The organism is Picosynechococcus sp. PCC 7002 (assembly GCF_963860125.1).
Lineage (GTDB): Bacteria > Cyanobacteriota > Cyanobacteriia > Cyanobacteriales > MRBY01 > MRBY01.
This window is the reverse complement of record NZ_CAWLFA010000001.1, coordinates 1,575,030-1,598,062: the sequence shown is the minus strand read 5'-3', so window position 1 is coordinate 1,598,062 and position 23,033 is coordinate 1,575,030. Positions and strand designations below refer to the sequence as shown.

Annotated in this window: 20 protein-coding genes; 7 read left to right on the top strand and 13 right to left on the bottom strand. The window is 45.3% G+C overall.

Features of this window, described 5'->3' with window-relative positions:
- Positions 1-8: 8 nt before the first annotated feature.
- From AACQ84_RS07705 to AACQ84_RS07660, 10 genes are all read right to left on the bottom strand, one after another.
- Positions 9-920 carry a hypothetical protein gene (locus tag AACQ84_RS07705; RefSeq protein ID WP_012307125.1) on the bottom strand — a complete coding sequence of 304 codons (912 nt, stop codon included), beginning with the start codon at positions 918-920 and terminating at the stop codon, positions 9-11.
- A gap of 104 nt (positions 921-1,024) precedes the next feature.
- The gene (locus AACQ84_RS07700; RefSeq protein ID WP_012307124.1) at positions 1,025-2,269 is read right to left on the bottom strand and encodes a glycosyltransferase; all 1,245 of its coding nucleotides are present in this window, start codon (positions 2,267-2,269) and stop codon (positions 1,025-1,027) included.
- A 16-nt stretch (positions 2,270-2,285) separates the two neighbouring features.
- Entirely contained in the window at positions 2,286-3,329 is a 1,044-nt protein-coding gene (locus tag AACQ84_RS07695; protein WP_041443495.1) for an acyltransferase family protein, read from the bottom strand.
- Between the two features lie 30 nt (positions 3,330-3,359).
- Positions 3,360-4,232, bottom strand: coding sequence for a sulfotransferase domain-containing protein (locus AACQ84_RS07690; RefSeq protein WP_012307122.1), 873 nt, complete (start codon positions 4,230-4,232; stop codon positions 3,360-3,362).
- Between the two features lie 43 nt (positions 4,233-4,275).
- Positions 4,276-5,109 carry a polysaccharide pyruvyl transferase family protein gene (locus AACQ84_RS07685; protein WP_012307121.1) on the bottom strand — a complete coding sequence of 278 codons (834 nt, stop codon included), beginning with the start codon at positions 5,107-5,109 and terminating at the stop codon, positions 4,276-4,278.
- A gap of 56 nt (positions 5,110-5,165) precedes the next feature.
- Positions 5,166-5,915, bottom strand: coding sequence for a sulfotransferase family protein (locus AACQ84_RS07680; RefSeq protein ID WP_156785470.1), 750 nt, complete (start codon positions 5,913-5,915; stop codon positions 5,166-5,168).
- 38 nt (positions 5,916-5,953) lie between these two features.
- The gene (locus tag AACQ84_RS07675; RefSeq protein WP_234991408.1) at positions 5,954-7,849 is read right to left on the bottom strand and encodes an ABC transporter ATP-binding protein; all 1,896 of its coding nucleotides are present in this window, start codon (positions 7,847-7,849) and stop codon (positions 5,954-5,956) included.
- Between the two features lie 250 nt (positions 7,850-8,099).
- Positions 8,100-8,663, bottom strand: a complete 564-nt coding sequence (locus AACQ84_RS07670) for a Uma2 family endonuclease (RefSeq protein WP_012307118.1) — start codon at positions 8,661-8,663, stop codon at positions 8,100-8,102.
- 165 nt (positions 8,664-8,828) lie between these two features.
- Positions 8,829-10,136, bottom strand: coding sequence for a glycosyltransferase family 4 protein (locus tag AACQ84_RS07665; protein WP_012307117.1), 1,308 nt, complete (start codon positions 10,134-10,136; stop codon positions 8,829-8,831).
- A 416-nt stretch (positions 10,137-10,552) separates the two neighbouring features.
- Positions 10,553-11,044: a hypothetical protein gene (locus tag AACQ84_RS07660; RefSeq protein ID WP_234991409.1), complete on the bottom strand. Its 492-nt coding sequence runs from the start codon at positions 11,042-11,044 to the stop codon at positions 10,553-10,555.
- Between the two features lie 447 nt (positions 11,045-11,491).
- Here AACQ84_RS07660 and AACQ84_RS07655 point away from each other — a divergent pair, with 447 nt between their 5' ends.
- The 4 genes from AACQ84_RS07655 to rplI all read left to right on the top strand — a co-directional run bounded on the left by AACQ84_RS07655 (position 11,492) and on the right by rplI (position 17,626).
- The gene (locus tag AACQ84_RS07655; RefSeq protein WP_143589348.1) at positions 11,492-12,889 is read left to right on the top strand and encodes an SLBB domain-containing protein; all 1,398 of its coding nucleotides are present in this window, start codon (positions 11,492-11,494) and stop codon (positions 12,887-12,889) included.
- 47 nt (positions 12,890-12,936) lie between these two features.
- Positions 12,937-15,207, top strand: coding sequence for a GumC family protein (locus tag AACQ84_RS07650; RefSeq protein ID WP_012307114.1), 2,271 nt, complete (start codon positions 12,937-12,939; stop codon positions 15,205-15,207).
- Positions 15,208-15,550: 343 nt separating this feature from the next.
- Positions 15,551-17,110 (top strand): diguanylate cyclase, encoded by a 1,560-nt coding sequence (locus AACQ84_RS07645; protein ID WP_012307113.1) that lies wholly within the window; start codon positions 15,551-15,553, stop codon positions 17,108-17,110.
- A gap of 57 nt (positions 17,111-17,167) precedes the next feature.
- Positions 17,168-17,626: a 50S ribosomal protein L9 gene (rplI, locus tag AACQ84_RS07640; RefSeq protein ID WP_012307112.1), complete on the top strand. Its 459-nt coding sequence runs from the start codon at positions 17,168-17,170 to the stop codon at positions 17,624-17,626.
- 171 nt (positions 17,627-17,797) lie between these two features.
- Here rplI and cysH read toward each other — a convergent pair whose 3' ends face one another.
- Positions 17,798-18,547: a phosphoadenosine phosphosulfate reductase gene (cysH, locus tag AACQ84_RS07635; RefSeq protein WP_012307111.1), complete on the bottom strand. Its 750-nt coding sequence runs from the start codon at positions 18,545-18,547 to the stop codon at positions 17,798-17,800.
- Between the two features lie 276 nt (positions 18,548-18,823).
- A complete protein-coding gene (trhO, locus tag AACQ84_RS07630) occupies positions 18,824-19,720 on the bottom strand; it encodes an oxygen-dependent tRNA uridine(34) hydroxylase TrhO (RefSeq protein WP_012307110.1) in 897 nt (298 codons plus the stop codon).
- A 131-nt stretch (positions 19,721-19,851) separates the two neighbouring features.
- On the opposite strand from trhO, the gene AACQ84_RS07625 reads away from it, so the two are divergent.
- The gene (locus AACQ84_RS07625) at positions 19,852-21,081 is read left to right on the top strand and encodes a CCA tRNA nucleotidyltransferase (RefSeq protein ID WP_041443494.1); all 1,230 of its coding nucleotides are present in this window, start codon (positions 19,852-19,854) and stop codon (positions 21,079-21,081) included.
- 81 nt (positions 21,082-21,162) lie between these two features.
- Here AACQ84_RS07625 and cysC read toward each other — a convergent pair whose 3' ends face one another.
- Positions 21,163-21,696, bottom strand: coding sequence for an adenylyl-sulfate kinase (gene cysC / locus AACQ84_RS07620; protein ID WP_012307108.1), 534 nt, complete (start codon positions 21,694-21,696; stop codon positions 21,163-21,165).
- Between the two features lie 76 nt (positions 21,697-21,772).
- On the opposite strand from cysC, the gene AACQ84_RS07615 reads away from it, so the two are divergent.
- The gene (locus AACQ84_RS07615; protein ID WP_041443493.1) at positions 21,773-22,009 is read left to right on the top strand and encodes a hypothetical protein; all 237 of its coding nucleotides are present in this window, start codon (positions 21,773-21,775) and stop codon (positions 22,007-22,009) included.
- A 30-nt stretch (positions 22,010-22,039) separates the two neighbouring features.
- On the top strand, positions 22,040-23,026 hold the full coding sequence (locus AACQ84_RS07610; RefSeq protein ID WP_012307107.1) for a hypothetical protein: 987 nt from the start codon (positions 22,040-22,042) through the stop codon (positions 23,024-23,026).
- The last annotated feature ends 7 nt before the right edge of the window (positions 23,027-23,033 follow it).

Genomic DNA, 23,033 nt, shown 5'->3' with positions numbered 1-23,033 from the left:
TAGAGAGTTTAAGAAACTAGCATTGCTAAATTGAGTTTGAGAGTCGCTAATGATTGTTTAATTTGCTCATCATTGCCATTCTGGTTAACATTAGTTTGCATAAGACCAACAGACTGGCTATCTAAATACTCTATACATGGAAACATATACGGAGTTTTTTTGACTGGTATTCCGCTATCGATGTGAGCAAACTTCAGCCAGATGTCATCACTTCTGGGGCAAACCTTATTAATTAAATCCCAATCACGAAATCTAGAAGATATTCTATCTGGGTAGATTAAAACCCCTCCACATCCGACTGCAAATAATTGATGAGATAGATTGGTTATCATGATATCTTTTGACCACACCTCATAGGGCAAAAATGAACTATTCGAAGACAGTGAAATCCTATGACATCGATGGGCAACACATGACCTCTGATCATCAGATTTTACTAATGTTCTATACCAGTTATTTGGATAAAAGATATCATCATCACAAATTATGAAAGGCTCATCTGTCATTAGAGAGAATGGAAGCCATTTTTTATGGGGACCAAAATTCCGAGTTTCCTTAAACTCGATAATACTTTTACTAAAAGCCTTGACAATCTGAGGGTCTAGCTTCTCGAAATCTTCATGAGTCAGCCATACGATAATTTTAGGAGGTAATAAATCTTGTTCTAGTAAGTTCAATAAAACAAGCGGTAAACTATTGAATCTAGGCTGCCATGATGTCAAAGAAACTGGCAGAAGTCCTGTAGTTCCAGTGGAAGGAAGATTTAAGTCGCCAGCTATCAGTCTCGTTAACTTTTCTTGCATCAATTCTGTAATACGGTTAGAAAAGAAATGTCGCAATCTACCTCTGTTACGAAGTGATTTAGAAAAGATAAATCCGTCGTTCAATTTGTGAAGAAATTGATAAAACTCTATAGCCATAAGAATACCTTTTGAATACAAGACTATTATTTAGCGATCCAGTTTGATTTTTGATCATGGGGGCAGGCGAAGCCTGATCCCATGATCAATCTTCTGTTCAGAAATTAAGTAGAATTCCTATTCATGGTTCTTTTTTCATACAAGTAGGCTTGTCGTTTTGCAACCATGATGTCAGAAAAGTGATCTCGAATCCACTCAGAAGACTTTACTCCTATTTGAGTATTTTTTCTCTTATCACTTAGTAATTTCTTTACCTTATTTACTAAGTTAGAATCTTGTCCTAACTCAGCTAAATACTGAAATTGTTGTGGTGCCACAGCTTCGGGCGTCCCTCCTACACGAAAGGCTGCTACAGGAGTTTCAGCAGCCTGGGATTCCAGTAAAGTCATACCAAATGTTTCCATTCGCGATGGGGAAATAAATACATCACAGGCAGAATAGAACTGAGCTAACGCCTTAGAGCTAGTCAGCGCGCCCAGAAAATGGCAATCCAAATTTTCAGGAACTTGAACATGCCCATCACCACAAAGAATGATGGTGCAATTATGCGATAGCTCTTCATCTGTGGATAGTTGTTGAATGAATTCTGGAATGCCCTTATAGGGATCAGTCAACGAGCGAGCACCCAGCCCAAGCACTACACGATGGCTCGGAATCTTTAATTCATCTCGCAATGAAGGGAGCGAAGTAGCTTTCAGGAAAATCGAGTCCACAATAGGAGGAACAACTGGGATTTCGGTCTCATGGAGATGAGAGAACACAGATGACTCACTAATCTTTTTTGCAACCCACCGACTGTTTGCAATTGGAATCACTTTATAGTCTTGAATAAATTTAGCTTTGTGTTTCCACTCCTGTTGACTCCATATAGAAACAGGTCCTTTCAAAATAGGACATGCACAACAACTATATTGATATAGATTGCATCCTTGGTAAACAACGCAGCCTCCAGACAACATCCACAGATCATGAGCAGTCCAAAAAACAAGAGTATTTGGAGGGATCAGCTTACGTAAGCCATCAAACCCAATCCAGCCAGTCATCCCATGTAGATGCACGATATCTGGATAATTAGAATCCATATCGTCCTGTATATTCCAGCTATCTAAGCGAAAACCAGAATGATACGGGCCTTTTGAAACTCGTCTTAGAGCCGCAACTAAGCAACGATTGGCAAAATTTTGACGGGACGAACTAACGCAAGATAGGTTTTGAACACCAGATGGTACGCCACCCTCTGCAACATATACTTCACTTTGATGCCCTAATGCTTTTAGTGCATTACTTAAGCGCAAAGTATATTGCCCAGAACCACCATAAATTGTTTTCGTAAAATGCCAAATTTTCACGCTAAGAGTTGAGATACTATCTTTTAGTATTAATTTTAGTGAGACTAGTATATGAGGATTGAAACAGATAACTAATTAGACAAATTAATGGTACTCCTAAGCCCAGAATAAATAACGATTGGACAATTGTTCTATCCGAAAAAAGATAAAAAAGTACGGTCCAAATAGATCGATGTAATAAGAATATACAGTATGATGAAGCCGCAATATATTTTAGAATAAAGATTACATAAGGATGAAAGATAAAATGTTTTCTTAAGATCAAGCTGTATGAAGGAAAAAGAAAAATAAGTGCACCGAATATTTCTATAATTCGAAATATATTTGCAGGAATATCGCCTGAATAGTTATACAGAAAAAGAAGAATAGATAATCCAAAAATAATAGCAAACTTAGCAAAAATCAGATAATATTCTTTAATCTCCAGACTCAGATTTCTATCTGCATTTATCATCCCTGCAAAAAAAATGAGTAGCCATAGCTCTAAGTCATATTGAAACAAATAGATTCCGCGCTGAAGAAAAATTATTCTTATGATTGAGATAGATAGTGTGAATCCAGATACCCATAAAATAAATTTAGATAAATCGGTCAGCCATGCTCTAAAAATAAGAAATGCTGAGTAACAAATGAGGAGTACGCTTACGAACCAGAGTGTGTGAAAATTATTGCCAAAGTGGTCAGGCAAAATCGCCTGAAGAGCAACTAAATGTAGAAGTGTATTTTTAATTGAAGGAAAATTTTCATTGTTCAAATAAGGGTAAGCAGTGGTAGAAAAAATTATTACTGATAAAAAATATAATCCATATATTTTCGAAAACCGATTTATAACAAATTCGCTTATACTAGATTTCAATTTTGACTTTGTCAGCTTGAATCCAGAAAGAAAAATAAACCCTCCTACAGCAAAACGTTGAAGAAGCTTGTGTAGATGAAACGGCCTGGCTGGAGACAAAAAATCTAAGGTGTAGTTAGCGTGATGAAGAAGCAATACTGACAATGTACAAATAACTGTTAAAACAATTACCGAATCAATACATCTATCTTCTTGTTTTCTCATAATAGTGTAAAAATGTAGAGTCCTATTCAATCAATATATTGATCTTGTATAATCATGAATCCAGCATAAAAAATTTCGTTCCGTTAATTCTTCCAATCCAGCGATATCTTCACGGAAAACTTCCTTTAGATAAGTAATTTGATTCTCACTTAACTCTGGCTTCTCATAATATTTACCTAAAATTCGTTTAGCACTAATGTGAACCTGATGAGGCATAATTTCTTTTATAGATTGATAGAGATTTATTAATGGTGTTTTTCTAATAGCATTGAGTATCTTACCCGCCTTAACTTTCTCATTAGAAGCATGATTTATTTCAGTATAATCTCCTATATGTGCATTTTCTTTAACACCCAGGAATTTAAAAATCGAATTCATTACTGAAACAGGATTATCGGTCAGTTCCTCTAGAGTTAGAATCATTAATTGATCATGATTAAAAAAATCAAGAATTTTTTCTATTTGATAGCAATATTTACTGTAAGAAATATACCAAAGTGAGTCATTTTTATCCTCTAATATTTCATCAATTCCTCTATTTTCTAATCCTTTGATATAGTTATGGTGAATGTGAGAGCGAAATCGTTCAATTGGATCTCTTAATACATATATTATCTTTACATTTGGAGAAAACTGATGTAGCCGCGTTGGAACAAGTTGGCATCTTGGGAACATGGCGTAGTTTGGATTTACCTCACCTCTTTTGAGAGTATTTTCTTTAAAATTCTTCGCATACCAATCTATCCCCATACTCCAATGTTCATCATTATTGAAGAAATTCACTTCTTTTTCTGTATATGGAAGAGATAACTCAGGATGTTTAGTTAAGTAATTATATAAACTCGTCGTACCAGCTTTCATAGCTCCAATCACAACAAAGTCTAAATATTCATTATTAGACATGGCTAATAGTAGTAGAATTCGGCAAATAAAACGGTATATTTATCTATGAAATTCGGGAAAGGAAAGATCTGTTAGATAAAGAATAAGGAAATACAGATATTAGATTCTTGATAATTATTTTATGATCAAACTCCTCCAAAAAATCTATTCTTCCTAAATCAATATTTTTATTTGGCAACTCTATTGGACGCCGAGGTTTCCTTTGCGTTCCCAATAAGTAATCATGAAATTTAAACTCACCTCCAATAATTTTTTCAGAAAATTTAATCCATGCTGTAGGTAAGCCCAATGATTCTGAACAGATGATGCCATGTAATGAAGATGACCATACTTGTTCAGAAGAGGCTACTTCCTCCATAAATTTAACAATGGGAAGATCCACATTTATGACATGAAACCCCTTTTCTTTGGCAAAAGTCTCGCCAGCTTTTCGATCTACATAATGTGGAATGATAGAAACTTTATATTTTTTGTTTTCGGGAAGAGAAACTAGACTTGTAGCAATCAATCCAGGATCACCAAAGATAGACGGTGGTTCAATGCCACTTTCTTCTAACTTCTGAGCACTCAGAGGGCCTCTTACAGCTAAAGCCCTAAACATCTTTAGTGGAGCCTGTAACTCGTCAGAGATCAACCCAGTGCCCCAACACATATCATATTCACCTGCTCCAGTTAAAATACTTCCTGCCATTAGAAACCGTCGGCATGATTTATGTGGACAGTAAACAGCCTTCTTTCCTGTGAGTTTTTCAAAAAGCCAAGGATTGAGATCGTCACCCCAATTTCGATGTTTAGGACGTGCCCAAAGAAGAGAATGATGTAAGCCATACTTTAAAAAATGGCTTGTCCGTTTAATTATGTATCTAATATCTTTCATGAGATTAAAACCTTAGTGATTTTTTTGAGGTCAATATTGTCTATGTTTTAATTCTTTTAAGGTGATAATCCAACAACTGCTTCAACTTGTTCAATTTCCATAGTTGACAATTGTTTTTTCCACTTATCCAATGATTTTACATTGATATTTGGCATTGGAATTGGGCGACTTAAGTTCAAAAACCTTTCCAGTTTAAGTATTACTTCTTGAGGATTTACAACAAAATTTTCATAATGAATTACCAAAATATTCTCTCCTAAGATCTCTTTAAGTTTTTGCATCTGTTCATGATGAGCGCTCCACCGTAGCGCACATTTTGCTGCCATTGGGATTTCATCATAAATATTTGCTAGTTCCGGCGTAATTCCAAGAAAGCGATTTGGGAGCGGAAAATTTTTCCAGCGTTGATGCCATGCGGAAACCCCTTTATGATTCATCATGCTGGAAACAGTTGCGTATGGACTGCGTTCAATGCCGATAAAAACCGCATTTGGAAATGCTCGCTTTAACTTCTCAGCTATCCAGATATTAGGATGTGTTTTATCTAAGTAACGTCGAGGATAAGATGCAAGAATCTGCCATTTATAGGATCGGATCAGTCGTCCAATCAACTTTTCCTCTAGATTTGGATCTAAAGCTATTCTTGTAGATAAATTAAACATTGGCTTTGCTTCAATAGTCGCTCGTATATCAGGATGATTTTCAAGAGAATAGCCAAGCCAATGAGTACCTGATCGTCCAGTCCCAATAATGAAAATCGGTCGAGCAGTAGAATAGCTAATAATGTCTCTAAATTTATCTAGCATTTTGAGTTTAGTTGGAGTATCATACTTGTTTGTAAAAACTATTGATTTTGAGCTGATAAAAAACAATTACTACTCTGCAAACGCCAGTAGTATGCATAAAGACCATCTAGTTTCAATAGGGATTTATGATCTCCTTGTTCAATAACCTTTCCTTTATCTAAAACAATAATTCGGTCTGCATTGATGATGGTTGATAATCTATGAGCAACAACTATTGTTGTTCGCTCTTTCTGAAACTGTTCCAGAGCTTGCTGAATTAGTTTTTCAGACTCACTATCAAGTGCACTTGTTGCCTCATCCAACACCAAAATTTCCGGCTGCTTAATTAGTGCCCTCGCCAGAGCCAACCGCTGCCGCTGCCCACCGGACAATCGATAGCCCCGCTCACCCACCGCCGTCTCGTATCCATCTGGCAGCGCCATAATAAACTCATGGGCCTGGGCAGCCTGAGCTGCCTCCATTACTTCATTCAGCGTTGCTGACTGGTGACCGTAGCGCAAATTTTCCAAAATGCTGTCATTGAAAATAAATGTATCTTGACTGACTACCCCAATGTGTTGCCGCCAATCTTCTAAGCGATAGTCATTCAGCGGTCTACCATTCACCACAACCTCACCTGCCGTGGGTTGATAGAGCCCCACCAACAGATCAACGATAGACGACTTTCCTGCTCCCGACTCTCCCACCAGCGCAAGCACTCGATTACGGGGAATGGTAAATGTCAAATTCTTCAGCGCAAACGCCCCATCATTGAGATAGGACAAACTCACCGACTGAAACTCAATATCATTTTTCAGCCCTACAAACGGCTTATCCCCCGACTGTTCAAACTCCTTATCCTGACGATCCAAGATAGTTTCCAGCCGAAACATGCGAGCACTATTATCAACAAAAATCGTGATGGTACTAACCGTTGCTTTAAGCCGGGCTGATAGTCGCTGCAAAACCAACAGAAACGTTAGTAATACAGGTAAAACATTCGTCTCAGTTCCCTGAAATAGCACTGCTAAAATCGCTAGAACGCCAATGGAAATCATGGGGACTGCATCCATAATTGGCTCCGGCAAGTAGAAAATGTAGGCACGCTTTTGGAGCTGTTCCCGCGTTTTATCCAGCAGACGACCCGCCATTTTGACCGTTTTTTGCTGCATTCCAAACGTATGCAACAGCCGCAATGCCTGAATACTCTCCGTAATGTATTTTGCTGACTCCACCTGCGTTTCCGTCACCCGATGTACTACATACCTTAGTCGTGGAATTAGCTTGTATTGCACCAGAGCAACGGCCAATGTCAAGAAAGCTGCAGTCAAAGCCAACACAGGCGAAAGACGCACAATCACAATCAAGTACATAATGACAAAGGATAAACTCACCGCAATGATGTTGAATTGCGTGATTTGTCGATCAACCGCCAGTGCCGCGTCATTCGCAAACAGCACTAAATCGCCCACCTTATAGCGACTGACGCAGCCATAGCTAAAGGTCATTGTTCGCTCAAACACCTTCCCCGTTACATAGGGCTGAGCCCTTGCCGATAGCAACGCCGCAGATACCTTATTGGTATAATTGCTAAGACTCAGCAAAATCTGGAGTCCTACCGCTGCACCAATCAACACCAAAAACATCTGCTCCGGTGGCAGTGGCAACAGCGCCGCAAGAATCTGCATTACCTGCGAATCAGCCTGTGCTTCACCTGGAGTAGAGAGATACGACACCGCCAGATAAATCACCCCTAACGTGCTTCCCTCCAGCAACGCACTCAATATATTTGTCGTCAGATTAACAACAATCAGCCCCCAATTCTTCTGGGCTGTTTCGAGCACCAACCGATAAGCAGGTGATCGCAAGTTACGCAAAATTTTCACAATTAAATATAGATTCTTAAAAATACAAAAGTGAGTCAAGTTCATGACCCATGTCATTTTTAGTTGCATCGACAGGACAAGTCACCTTTGCAATAGGTTATCTTAAACTACTGTCATTATGTAAAAATGGTGATCGCTCACAGGAGACCTCGAGGCATGCAAAGTTGGCTTGGTCATAGCACCTCAAAAAGGCGATCGCCTACCATCACACCAGCAGCAGGGCAGTGGAGGATAAGTTCATTTTCAGGGGAAATTTAGGGGCGATCACAGCGATCGCTGAGTGAAAAACTAAGGCCAATAATTGGTATCTCGAACTTGTTCAGTCTAGGCTGATGTTTAGCCCAGGTAAAACGTCTTCTCCAGATAAGGTCGCCGGTAAATTGACGATTTGTATGGTTTGATTTGGGCGATAGATTTCAACCTGTTGTTGTTGTGGATTAATCAACCAACCTAGCCTTAAACCAGAACTTAGGTATTCCTGCATTTTATTCTGTAAGGGTTTTAAGCGATCACTTTTTGACCTCAGCTCAATGACAAAATCCGGACAAATTGGCGGAAATCCTTCTCGTTCTGCGTGGGTTAGTTTTTTCCAGTTGCATCGGGAGACCCAAGCCACATCGGGGGAGCGATCGCCACCCTGGGGCAAGCTAAATATTGTTGAAGAACTAAAAACAACTCCGAGTTGACTCTGATCATTCCAGAGAGAAACTTTGAAAATAAGGCTCGCTTCTTGGGCACCGCTTTCACCACCAACTGGAGACATAATAATGAGCTTCCCTTGGGGGTCTCTTTCTAAGTTGAGGTCAGGATTGTTTTGGCAGAGCTGATAAAATTGCCCTCGATTTAACGAAACAATTGGCTGAAGGTCTAAAACGGTAGCCATAATGATGCAAATTAGAGGAGTAAGCTAATTTTAACAACTTGTTCTCATTGAGGCGATCGCCTTTCATCACACCATCAGCAGAATTAGTGAAGAATGATTTCACTTTAAGGGGTAGAGCCCTGGGCGATCGCCACTATCAAAAGCTCCCCTTTAAGTCTTGGTCTATTACCGTTTGACGGAATTTTGCAGCACCTCTAAATATTGCGCCGCAATTCGCTGCGGTGTGAAGTTCTCTTCTAAATATCGGCGTCCTGCTTGGCCCATGCCCTCTGCCAAGGGGCGATCGCCTGCCAACTGCCGAATAAAATCCGCTAGCCCTTGGCCATCCCCATTGGCGATCGCCCGGCCACAATTTGTTTTCTGCACTAGATCTTTTAAATAGCTCTTAGGCGGACAGACCACGGCAATGGGCCGACCCGCTGCCAAGGCTGAATAAAGCTTGCTCGGTGCTAACAGGCGTTCCATCCCCGGACTCAAACTCACCAACGACAAATCACAGGCCGTCAAGGAATAGGGCAACACTTCTTTATCTTGGTAGGGCAGCAGCAGCAGGTTTGATAACCCCAACTGTTCACGCTTTTCCATTAACACCTGCCGCTTGGCACCATTACCAATACAGACAAACTTAATCGGTTCATCCTTGAGTAAAATGGCCGCTTCGAGGAAGGTTTCAACATCGTGGCAACGGCCCAGATTACCGGAATAGAGCACCGTAAATGGCTGAATCAGTCCGTACCGCAGGGCAAACCAATTTTCCTGCTTGGGGATCGGCACGATTAAGTCCGGATTTGCCCAACTATGGATCACGCTGACCTTTGATTCGATCCCCGGACAGAGTTGGGTAATGTGTTGCTTTTTCGCCGGGCTTAATACCACAATGCCCTTTGCCCGTCGCCACACCCTGAGGTTCATATTTTGCCAAAATCGCGCTAACCAGTGCTGTTCTGGGATCACGCCAAGCTTAACGGCAATATCAGGATAGAGATCATAAAGCAGACAAACATAGGGCACTCGGAAAATCAGGTTCGCAAAGTAACCCACGACGGGTAAAAAGGGAGGGGCCGTCGTAATCAACAGCAGTTCTGTTTTGCGCCCACATCCGACGAGATGGAGCACTGTCCGCAATAGGAACAAAATGCCATTGATCGCTTTGCCGCGAATCCGCTGGGGCCAGAGCTGGGCTGTCCGCGATCGCCGGACTTTCAGACTATCTACTTGTTCAAGGCGTGGAGCATCTGTCGCTTGAAAGGCGTATCCGGGTTGCCCCGTAAAGATATCAACATCTAAGCCTTGCTGGCTCAGGTGCCGCGTCAATTCCTCGATGAGCTGACCTGTCGGGGCAAAATCAGGGGGGAAAAACTGGGTGAGCACCATTAAGCGGAGTTGTGGTTCATTCTTAGGCCCAGAAGGTTGATCAATAGTTGGCTGGGAACGGCTAGAAACCAAGCGCTTGAGGTAATGAACAAACAACATAGATAAACTTTTTTAAAGGGGAGATAAAGCTAAAGATTTGGATCGGCGAAGCAATGAACCCATGCACTTTTGCTTCATCTTCACCATTAGGCGATCGCTAAACCATTAACCAAAAAGGCGATCGCCCTACACGCAAAGCTTTCTAGGCAACGTTTTTAGTGATCCCCTTGTAACTGGGAGATCGTTGCGCGGTAGTGCAGCAAGCTTGGGTTGTGAAAAAAATAGACAGACGAATCCTGGGACTGTTCTACCCTGGATGCCGAACTGATGGCATTGCTAGTAGTAGAAGCAGGGTAGAGAAACTGAGATCAAATAGACCATCGAAGCTCACTCTACGGTGGGAAGCCTTCATCGCTCCCTCATGCTTTCTTCATCATTCCTTCACACTGTATCCTATCTACGCCAATTGGTCGAGGTCAATTTACGAAGCGGAAGTCTTTGATTGTGGTAGAACCCTGACATTGCGATTGGCGGCGCGTAAACTCGCTGACAGAAGGATTGCCTTGAACAGAAATTACGCCAGTTGCCTGTTGCCATAGTTCAGGAGAGGCCAACGATAACTGATATTCGCGATCGCATTTGCGGACATGATACCATTTCGTTTCTTGACAACACTTACACCAAAAGGCTTCTAGCCACTCCCCATCTAAGGGCACAGTCGTTTTTGTTGCAACGAGTAAAAGTGCCTTGCGCCGACTGAGCCCCCGGCTTTGGAGATGATCCGGTTGGTCGGCGTAAATTCGGTGTTTCTGACTCACACTATCTAAGTAGCACTGGTGAATCGGGCAAAAGATAGCACGGCGCTTGGAACGCTTACGGTGGCGATCGCGGCGCTTGGTCGATGATTGTTTGCCTGAACTTCTATTGTCTAGGGAGACAGGATGAAAATTCCGGTTGATTGGTTTCATGACGCAGAATGAATGTAGACCCAATTGCCGAGACAACTTGATTGGTAAACAAAACGCTAACAGGATAGTGATTGCTTGCCACTTAACACATACTACTCATCGACACTATTCCTAAGTGTTTAATTTAGAGATTGGTATCAGTTTCAACCATTAACATTAGCTTGGCTCATCTAATCGTTATACTGACAATTTTAGAATAAGCACCTATAATGTCTGGCGTCTGGATTGAATTTGCTTTCTTTTTGTCATCGGTTGCTCACTTTTAAACCTGTGCCCTATGGTAGTGACACTTTACAGTAACTTTACAATAGGATTTAGATAAATTTTCTCCCTTTTGAATCGATCAGCATTAGCCTGCACCCCAATTTGGGGTCGTCTGTAGATAGCTGTGTTGTTAGTAGATTCTGAATCCTTGGGTCAGAATATAAATTCCAGGAGCCTTGCTCAATGCAATTTTTTATCCTGTTTTGTACGTCAGTCTTCATCCTAATTCCTGGTAGTTTCAGCGCTGCCGCTGCTGCCGACAGGTCTGATTTTTCAGAAGATGGGGCGATGCAAGCGCAAACTCCACAACGGATCCACCTATCGTCGAGTGCTTTGCCGGCAATGGGCGTTGATCGAAACTACATTCTCGGTGTGGGCGATCAGTTAGAGGTTGAAGTCTTTAATGTGCCTGAATATAGCGGTAGTCAACGAGTACTGGCCGATGGCTCCCTTAACCTCCCGGCCATTGGTAAGGTGCCGGTTGCGGGTTTAACCATCGAAGCAGCAGAAACGGCGATCGCCACCCGCTACCAGTCAGAATTACGCTATCCCAGAATTACCCTTGTCCTGCAGCAACCCCGTTCTTTCCAAGTGACCCTCTCCGGAGAAGTCAATAGTCCCGGTGCCTATACCCTAGACGGAGGTCAGTTTCCCACCCTGGTGCAAGCCATTCAGGCTTCGGGTGGGCTCACCTATGCCGCCAATTTACGACAAGTGCAAATTCGTCGCCTCAGCCCATCTGGTGCAAGGCAGACCGTCGCCGTTGACCTCTGGGAACTGTTACAAAACGGCGATGCAAGCCAAAACATCGCCCTGCGAGATGGGGATGCGGTTTTTGTACCCGCAGTAGAAACGGTGAACTTAACCGAGTCGGCTCAACTAGCAGCCTCAAATCTAATTGGCACCCCTGAAACCTTAGACATTGGTGTTGTTGGCGAAGTATTTCGTCCAGGTATCTATCGATTAACGGGCGGCGAATCCCAAACCAACCCCACCGTCTCCCAAGCCATTCGGGAAGCGGGTGGGATCAAGCCCTCCGCTGATATTCGTCAAATTCAAGTGCGACGTCTGACCCGCAGTGGCACCCCTCAAACCATTGACATTGATTTTTGGGAACTGTTTCAATCAGGAGATTTGACCCAAGACTTAGCCTTACAACAAGGGGATACCATTTCTATCGCCACCGCTGCGGCCCCATCCGATGCCGAAGCGGCCCAAATTGTGGCCACTAACTTGTCCCCCGATCAGATTCTCGTTAATGTGGTCGGTGAAATCGAGAGTCCTGGTGCTGTTCGCGTTCCTGCAAATACGACATTAAACCAAGCCGTGCTGGCCGCTGGAGGACTGACAGATCGCGCCCGCAACGATGTGGAATTAATCCGTCTCAATCCCAATGGCACCATTGTCCAGCAGCAGTTTGAAATTGATTTTTCTCAAAACGTCAATGCCGAATCCAACCCAATTCTTTGGAACAACGATGTCATCATCGTGGATCGTAATGCAACGGCTAGCTTTACAGATGGACTCTCACGCATTTTAAGTCCACTGCGCAATCTTTTGCCTTTCGGTTTCTTATTTTAAAGATGAATTTTTAAGAATTAAATTTATAAATTAAGCGCGAAACTACCATGGATAAACAAGATACCAATAACGCTGTTCTCGAATATCAAAATAACGGCCATAAAAAAAATGGCGCAGTCGCCCCAATACCGTATCCTGTCTCTCCTCTATTGCAACCAGTAGACTACGGCGATGACTTCGATTTCCGCCAGTTTTTATCCGTGATGCGGCGGCGAGCTTGGTTAATTCTGGGGGTGATAACCGTTGGCATGGGGGCGGTTACCTTCAACACATTTTCCCAAGAAAAAATCTATTTATCGAAGTTTCGTTTGTTAGTTGAACCCGTCAATTCCGACAATAGTGTTTCTGACCTAGCCCGGAGCCTGCCCGGAAACTTTGGTAGCGGATCCGGTGAATTAGACTACGCTACTCAAATTCAGGTTTTACGCAGTCCCGAATTACTGCAAAAAGTGATTCAACCACTGCAGCAACAATATCCTAACCTTAACTACAATACTCTACTCAGTAATCTCAGTATTACCCGACCGGGAGAGACAAAAATTCTCGAAGTCAGCTATCAAAATCCAGACCCTGATCAAATTGAAGCGGTGTTAGAACAGCTTAGCTCGGTGTACCTGGAGTATAGCTTGGCCGACCGCCAAACCAACGTTAGACAAGGTCTGCAGTTCATTGATGAACAATTACCCGACCTCCAACAGGAAGTGGATACTCTGCAGGCAGAGCTTCAACAGTTTCGTCAAAACTACAATTTCACCGAGCCAGAAATTCATTTCAATCAGCTTGCCCAGAAAGCAGCAACCTTAGAGCAGCAGCGCTTCCAGTTGCAACAAGAGATGGCCCAGGCCCAAACCCGCCTCCAATCCCTCCAAGGGGGTAGTGGAGCCTTAGCAGCCCTCGAAAATTCAGAAACCTATCAGCAGGTTCTTGGTCAACTGCGGTCGGTCGAGGCGAACATTGCCAAAGAATCGACACGTTTCCAAGAGGGGAGCTTAAATATTCAAGTGTTGAGGGAAGAACGCCAGAATTTATTGCCGATTCTGCAACAGGAGGCGGAACGGGTGGGGGCAACCCAAGTGACAGATGCCGCCAATCAACTCCGCATCTTACAAGCTCGGATTCCATCCCTTAATCAAGCTCAAGCTGAAGTCGAGCAATCCTTTCAGAATCTCGCTGTCCTAAATCGGCTATATACCGATCTCCAGCGGCGACTCGGAATTTCAACGGAAGCATTGACAGAGCTCCTAGCAAGACGCCAAGCTCTACAAGTGCAAGCGGCACAAACGGAGATTCCATGGGAAGTCATTGAAGATGCCACCCGTCCTAACTTACCGATCTCCCCCAATATTCAACGGAGCTTGATGCTCGGCTTCATTGCTAGTTCGGTCTTGGGTGTCGGCGCTGCTTTGCTGCTCGACAAGCTCACTGATGTTTATTACTCTCCAGATGATCTGAAGAATCGGACAAAGCTACCACTCTTAGCCAATATTCCCTACGAAGAACAACATGGAATGGCCGGGACAACGGCATCGTCTTTGCCACCAATGCTGCGTGTCCAACGTTGGCTAGCTTCTTTGATTCCGGCTTCAACGACTCGGACATGGCAAAAAATGACCGGTGGAGATCAGCCCTATGGCTATGGCTATTATGGTGCGTCTGCCTTTTCTGAATCCCTACGGGTGCTACATACCAATCTAAAATTACTGAGTGCCGATCGCCCTTTACGTTCGGTGATTATTGCTTCGGCTCTACCGGGGGATGGCAAATCAACAATTGCCCTGAATTTGGCACCAACGGCAGCGATTCTCGGTCAGAAAGTATTGCTCGTTGATTCTGATATGCGGCGTCCCCAGGTTGCTCAACGTCTCAATTTAAATCAAAAGCAGGGTCTCAGCACTGTAATTACAAACAATAGCAACGAGACTGAAATCGATAACTATTTACAGAAACCAATGCCTTTGGTGGATTTTTCGGTGCTGCCAGCGGGGGATCTGCCTCCTGATCCAGCAAAATTACTCGCCTCTCAAAAGATGCAGCATTTGGTTAAGGACTTTGAGCGTACCTTCGACCTCGTTGTCTACGATACGCCGCCAGTGCTTGGACTTGCGGATGCCAGTCTGTTGGCCTCACATACTGATGGTGTGATTTTAGTGGTCACTTTGAATAAAACTACGCGTTCAGCCGTTTCCCAGGCGATCGCCACCTTTAAGCAAGCCAATATTCCAATTTTAGGACTCGTTGCTAATAGTCAAACAAAAGGTACATCTAGCAGTTCTTATTCCTATTCCTACTACGGTTCCCAGTCCAAGAAACGTCAATAATTATTTGTCTTTCTAGGCGATCGCCCACTGATCTTTTATAACCCTCTCGCACCAGGAGGGGAAATTTGTATTTCCAGCTTTTTTCTGGGGAACAGCTGGGACTGAGGAAAGTTCTACACTTGCACTTGAGCAACACCCAAGCAAAACAATTCACAAAACACGGTACTGGCCAACAGCGCTCAAGATTCGTTGCTGAAAACCCCCAACCGATCCATGGCCCACCTATGATGGACAAAAGAGTCATAAATACTTCTAGGCACCTCCATTCCAGTTGCTTGAGTCGTTGTGGCCCATTGCAACAGGTCATTTTTTCTTCAGGGCAAACTTTTGTCGCGTTTTACCTATGCTTGATCTCACTTCCTACAAATCCGTTGAAAAATGCCTCATTAAAGACCCCATTATGCTCGCGGCGGAGACCACCTTGCTTGAAGCGGCAAACACCATGGCGAGTTTAAAGCGCACCTGTGAGTTACAAGACAAAACAAGCGATGCCCTAGAGGTCAATAGTAGCCGCGCCAGTTGTATTCTCGTGATGGCAGGCCAACAATTACAGGGGATTGTGACCGAACGCGACCTCTTGAAATGGGTCATCCTAGATCAAAATTGGCAGCAGATCACCCTAAAGCAAATTATGACGACCTCTGTCATCTCCCTAACTTGGGATCAGTCTTTAACGCCTCTGCATATTTCTCAACTGTTGCAAAAACATCGGATTCGTCACTTACCAGTTCTAGACACAGAAGGTAAGCTATTTGGTTTAATCACCCACCGCTTACTGCGCGGTGTCATTGAACCGGTGCATTTGCTGCGCCTGCGATTTGTCACAGAAGTGATGGTGAGTCGCGTGGTTTATGGTGCCCCCCAACAATCCATGTGGCACTTGGCTAAGGTGATGATGGAATGTCGTGTGGGTTCAATTGTCATTGTTAAACCCCATCCGACCCTCGAACAGGCTTGGTTTCCCCTGGGAATTGTCACAGAACAGGATATTTTACATTTACGTTCCCTGGATGTGGATTTGAAAAAAATCACAGCGGAACAAACCATGACCCGGCCAATCAAAATTGCGGTGCATCGTTCTTTGATCGAGGCTAAACAACTGATGGAACAACACCAAACCCACCGCTTGATTGTGGTTGGGGAGCACCACGAACTCCTGGGGTTGGTGACCCAATCGAATTTGCTGGAGGCGATGAACCAAAATGAGATGTACGGGCTTGTGAGTTTTTTAGAACAGCAGATCAAAGAGCGCACCCAGGAACTAGACCGCCTCAATCAAAAACTTCGTCAAGAGGTGCAGGAACGGAAAAAAGCCGAAAATCGCATTCGTCAACTGTCTCTCACGGATGAATTGACAGGCGTTTACAATCGTCGGGGTTTCTTTATGCTCGTCGAACAGGAATTATCCTTGTTGGAGCGCCAAAAGTTGCCTTTCTCGCTCTTTTTCTTCGATGTGGATAATCTAAAGATGATTAATGATCACCTGGGCCATGGGGTAGGCGATCGCGTCATTGTCGATGCAGCCCAGATTCTGCGGGACAGCTTCCGGAGGGCAGATATTCTGGCCCGGCTGGGGGGCGATGAATTTACCTGTTTTGCGCCGGTGAACCAGGCAGAAGCGGATCTGATTTGCCAACGACTCCAAACGGCGATCGCCAACTTCAACCAACAACAACAGCGTCCCTACCAACTTTCTATTAGTACTGGTTACGCTAGTTATACGGAATATCCAGGCAATGCGTCCCTACGCACCCTATTGAAACAAGCTGACGAGAAAATGTACCGGAATAAGCGGCAGCGAAAACAAGGGCGACAATCTGCCGGTGACGACACCCCCCGCCCCAATACCACAAAACAGAACACAGATCCGGACTATTTGCCTAAACAATCCCTTAACTTGTAGAATTTAAAGTTCTGGAAGCTAACAGATTTCTATAGAAAAAATTATTCTGTCAATATTATGAGTAAGCGTTTACAGGTAGTCCTAAATCAGGACGTGCGCAAGCTAGGCAACAATGGTGACCTCGTTGAAGTTGCCCCTGGCTATGCCCGTAACTACCTCCTCCCCCAAGGCATTGCCTCCCTCGCCACCCCCGGCATTCTTCGCCAAGTTGAACAGCGCCGCGAAAAAGAACGTCAACGTCTGCTTGCAGAACTCCAGGACGCCGAAGCGCGTAAAGTTGCCCTCAAAACCGTGGGTAAACTCATCATCCGCAAGCAAGTTGGTGAAGAAAATCAAATTTTCGGTACCGTAACCACCCAGGATGTGGCCGACGCCATCAAAGAAAGAGCAGGCCAAGATGTGGATCGTCGTGGCATTACGCTCCCTGAAATTGGCAAAACTGGTAGCTACGAAGCCCAGGTTAAACTGCACCCCGAAGTGACCGCAACGGTTCAATTCGACGTAATCCCCCTCTAGATAGCTTTAAATCAAAGGATTGCGGCATTTATTTTTTGTCATCCAATCAAATTATTAACCCCAGGGGCGAATCATCATTGATTCGCCTTTTTTTAGTCTCTGGGATGAACAATTGCTCTGTTGTCTATGGCTTGCCATGGCAAACTGGCAAACTCGACTACCGCAACTTGATCAGAGGCCGCTGGAGTCTAAACTCTGGGCTTCTTCGGAGGTGCTGGGAAGGTGTAAGCCACATTCTTGTTTTAGGCCCCGGAAACGGGTATCCCGTTCGCTTTCATCGCCTGCCATCAAGGGCCGACTAGAGTGCCAATCCCCAACGGTGACATAGCCTTTATCAAAATAGGGATGATAGGGAAGATCATGGGCCATTAGATACTCATAAACGTCCTTAGAAGTCCAGGTCAAAATTGGGTGAATTTTGTACTGCTTGCCTTGTTTGGCGACGTAACCGAGGGTCTTGCGGTGGTCGGTTTGACCTTTGCGGAGTCCAGCAAGCCAGGCTTTAGCGTTTAACTCCTTGAGGGCTCGTTGCATGGGTTCGACTTTGCGGATGTAATCGTAGCGGTTAAAGGCTTCGATGTTGTCCTGTTCCCACAGTTTGCCGTAGAGGGCTTCCATGCGCGCGGGACTGAGGGGGGACTGATAGACTTTAAGGTTGAGATTGAGGCGATCGCCTAATTCTTCAGCAAAGCGATAGGTGGCTTCTGGGAGATAGCCGGTGTCAATCCAAACGACAGGAATATCCGGGATGACCTGGGTGACGAGGTGGAGCATTACCGCCGACTGAATCCCGAAACTGGTACTCATGATCAGCCCTTCAGGAAAGGTCTGGGACGCCCACTGGACAACTTCAACGGCATTGGCTTCGCTGAGTTTTTCGTTAACGGTCGCTAAATCAAGATCTGGCATCATCCCACCCATTTGAACATCTCCCATTGGCATTGATTGTGCTTGGGGGTTGGCGGTTTGCGCGCGGGGGTTGAGGTGGGAAAGATGCAGTTGTGGCATACTTTTACGGGTAAGTAAGGGTGATTTAGTAAATGGTGCGGTTGACTAGGGGCGATCGCCAAAGATTCGATACCTTTAGGAATTACCAAAAATCAACGCGTCAATGTCGTTACGTCATGAATGCTGGCAAAGAATTAGCCCCATTGTAGTCGAGAAGTTCCCCAATTCTGCTGTGGATTCCCTGACGATCTAACTGGCTTGGCAGGCTTTCATCTGTTGCCGTTGTTGCCATTTTGCCTCAAAGCGCGATCGCCGTTCCGGGGTCAGAGCTTCAATACAGTAAGGACAAGACACGCCGATCTCATAGGCCGCCGACGTTTTATCCTCAGCATCAATGGGATGGCCACAGGCATAGCACAGTTCATAGTGACCCGTTTCTAGGCCATGTTTGACCGTGACCCGCTCATCAAACACAAAGCATTCCCCTTCCCAGAGGCTTTCTGCAACGGGGATTTCTTCGAGATATTTTAAAATACCGCCTTTGAGATGGTAAACCTCCTGAAATCCTTGGTTTAACAGGTAGGAAGTCGCCTTTTCACAGCGAATCCCCCCTGTGCAAAACATCGCCACCTTCGCATTTTTCTGGGGGTCTAGATTTTCGGCGACATAATCGGGAAATTCGCGGAAGGATTTGGTATTGGGGTTAATGGCCCCTTTAAACGTACCGATACCCACTTCATAATCATTGCGGGTATCCACGAGGGTCACATCCGGATTTTGGATCAAGTCATTCCAATCCTTGGGGTCAATGTAGGTGCCGACGGTATTGTTCGGATCAACGTTCGGCTGGCCTAGGGTGACAATTTCCTGTTTGAGTTTGACCTTGAGACGTTTAAAGGGCTGCTTGGGGGCCGTTGAAACTTTGTAGGTGAGATCTGCGAGGCGAGGATCTTGATGCAGAAAGTTCACCATGGCATCGAGGGCTGTTTGGGTCCCTGCAATGGTGGCATTGATGCCTTCGTGGGCCAACAGAATGGTGCCAATGATTTTTTGTTCGTCGGCAAAGTTAAAAATGGGTTGTTGCCGTTCTTTGTAGTCAGGAAAGTCGAAAAATTTATAAAAGGTGATGACAACAAAGTCCTTCATTTGGTCGGTGCCCTCAAACAGCAGACCCTATTTTAGCCTGTGTTTTTGCGCTTTTGAATTTCCCTGCCCATAATCGGAGGGGGAATGATATTCTCATTAATCGTGCTTATTCTAATCGGGTTTCATCATTGATGGTTTTGGACTCTCCCAAGGAGCGTTTAGCTGAATTTTTACGTCTTTTGCCATTTTCTGTGGCGGAATTGCCAGCGGAGGCTTGCTTGGTGGGTGGTGCCGTGCGGGATGCCCTCTTGCAGCGCCAGAGTGATTATATTGATTTTGATTTCGTCGTCCCCAAAAAGGCAGTGGAAACGGCCCGTGCCATTGCAAAAAAATATCAAGCGGGTTTTGTGGTACTCGATGAGATGCGCCAAATTGCCCGGGTGGTCTTCCGGCAGGGGACGTTGGATTTTGCCCAACAGGAAGGAGACAGCCTAGAGCGGGATTTGCGGCGGCGGGATTATTGTGTGAATGCGATCGCCTACCATATCCGTTCTGATTGCTTAGTCGATCCCCTCAATGGCCTCGCTGATTTGGAAAATAAGGTGTTGCGGATGGTGACACCGGAAAATTTGGCCGACGACCCCCTGCGGTTGTTGCGGGCCTATCGCCAGGCGGCGCAGTTGGGCTTTACCTTAGATGCGGCTACCAGGGCACAAATTCGCGAGTTGGCCCCTTTGATTAAAAATATTGCAGCCGAAAGAATTCAGCATGAGTTGAACTATTTGTTGCACCACCCACAAGGCGATCGCTGGCTAGAGTTGGCCTTTCAGGATGGCTTGTTGGCCCATTGGTTGCCCGCAGCGGATCAGACGAGCTTAGACCGCATGCAACGGTTAACGGCCATTGGTCAAGAATTCGCCGCAGTCTACCCCGAATTTGCCACGGAGACAGCTTGGCTCGCCCTAGGGAAATTGGCCTGTTTGGTGGGCAGCGATCCAGAAAAAGCCCAACAGGCGATCGCCCGCTTGAAATATCCCCGGTACGAACTGCGCACCGTCAGCACCGTCATCGAGATGCTCCCCCAACTGTTGGCCAGCCAAGCGCAACCCCTGAGCCTGCGAGAACAATATTTTTTCTTCCAAACGGTTAAGGGCACTTTTCCGATCCTTGCCCTGGTTGCCCGGAGTTTTGGCCTCAGCAGTGCCTCGTTAGCACCATTACTGCAACGGTATTTCACCGCCCATGATCCCGTCGCCCATCCGGTTTCGCTTTTATCAGGGAAGGATCTCATCCATGAGTTGCACCTTTCCCCCAGTCCCCAAATCGGTCATTTACTCACCGAAATTCAAGTGGCCCATGTCGAAGGAAAAATTCACACCAAAGCCGAAGCGATCGAATGGGGGCGATCGCAACTGCACTAGCCACAAAATACAAAAAAATGCAGCCAAGCATCATCCTGGACTGCACTTTATAGATTATGCAATTGAGACTGCAATTAGAAATTAGGGGGTAATGTAACCCAGTTCGGTGAGCTTCTTCATCACTTTTTCGATGCTTTCTTCGAGTTCTTCGAGGTCAGTGCGGCACTCCACTTCAGGATTCGTGGGAGCTTCATAGGGATCATCAATCCCGGTAAAACCTTTAATTTCACCTGCTCTTGCCCGTTGATAAAGACCTTTAACGTCCCGCCGTTCACATTCTTCGAGGGGGGCATTGACGAAAATCTCGACGAAATCACCAATTCGTTGCCGCACTTCTTCGCGAATTTCCCGGTAAGGAGAAATAGCAGAAACAAAGACAATCACGCCGTTGCGGGTGAGCAGATGGGAAACAAAGCCAATCCGACGAATATTTTCATCGCGGTCTTCTTTGCTAAAGCCTAGGCCCTTGGTGAGATTTGTCCGGACAATGTCGCCATCCAGGATTTCTAACTTACAGCCAGCCGCTTTTAAACGTTCCGCTAGGGCATGGCTAATGGTGGTTTTCCCTGCACCACTCAGACCGGTGAACCAAACTGTGACGCCACGATGCTCCATGTGACTTTTTTCCCTCAGAAACAAAACATAAACAGTTTAATGGGAGAAGGGTTTTTTTGAAATTTATCTCCTCACTGTGGCGCGTTCTGAACCAGATCAGCGGCTTCTTTCGGGATTGTCTTTTGTTGCCGCCGACGGCCTACAGCTACTAATTGTGAAAAAAAGCAAGCTTGGGGTTGCGTCCTGGCCAAAGGGCATTAGGATTGTAGAGATATTTCCACATCTTGAGCATGTGGCACTCATCTCGACGCTGCACCATGGGCTGATCGCTAATTTCGGCACGGTTAGGTGGCGAGATCCTGATTACAATTAAAAGCAATTTTTCTGCCCCCCTCTTGGTGATATGAACGAACTGCGCACAACTTCCTTGGATTCCCTAGAATCTGATTCTTGGTCTGCTGAAGCAGAGGCTAACCGTCTCATGGATGATGTGTTTGCGGATATCGATCAGCTCTTAGGCGATCGCCAGCCGCCCCAATCTTTTAGGCGATCGCCAGAACCGGAAGTCAGACCGATGCAATCAGTCTTAGTCACCCAGGGAGATCTCATGGGGCCTCCGCCAGAGGAACCCCCTTTTCCACCAGAGGAGATCGACGCAGAACTGGTGGTCAAACGGGGCTGGGGCTATTACACAGAGCGACTTCTATTTATCTGCTCCTGTGCTTCTTTGGTGGGCGGTATTCTGTGGTTAGCGGCGAATGATCAGTTAAAAATGCCGCAATTCCTCAGTCGTTCTACCCCTCCGGCGACGGAGACAGTCCCCCCAGAAAACCCAGAGCCGGGAACAGAATTTGCGAACTATATTCAGCGAGCGCTCGACAATATTGACCGCCAAGCGGATACAGAAGCACCAGCATCAGAGGCGAATTCCGGGCCACAGGTCATTGAACGCATTTATATTCCGGTCTATCCACCGAATGCGGGCACCAATGGCAGCGCAAACTTATCCCAAGGTCTGGCTCTCTTACCACCACCGCCAAGTGTTGAACCTCCCGTGGCGATCGCCCCCCCACCGCCACCAAAGCAAAATTCAGCTCCCTTGGCGATCGTGCCACCCCCTGCACCCCGTGCGGTGACCCCAACCGTCAACGATGTACCTGCGCCCCCCGCAGCGCCAAAGACGATGTATAGCCTCGTGGGGGTTTTAGAAGCGGGCGATCGCTCCGAAGCTTTATTCAAAATCAATGGCACCACCCAACGGTTCCGTCTCGGTGAAGAGTTGGGCAGTGGCAGTTGGAAGTTGATTGGTGCCCAAAGCAACCAAGTCATCCTAGAGCGAGCAGGCCAAACGCGCACTGTTTATGTTGGTCAAGACTTCCCCAGCAATTAAACTGCTA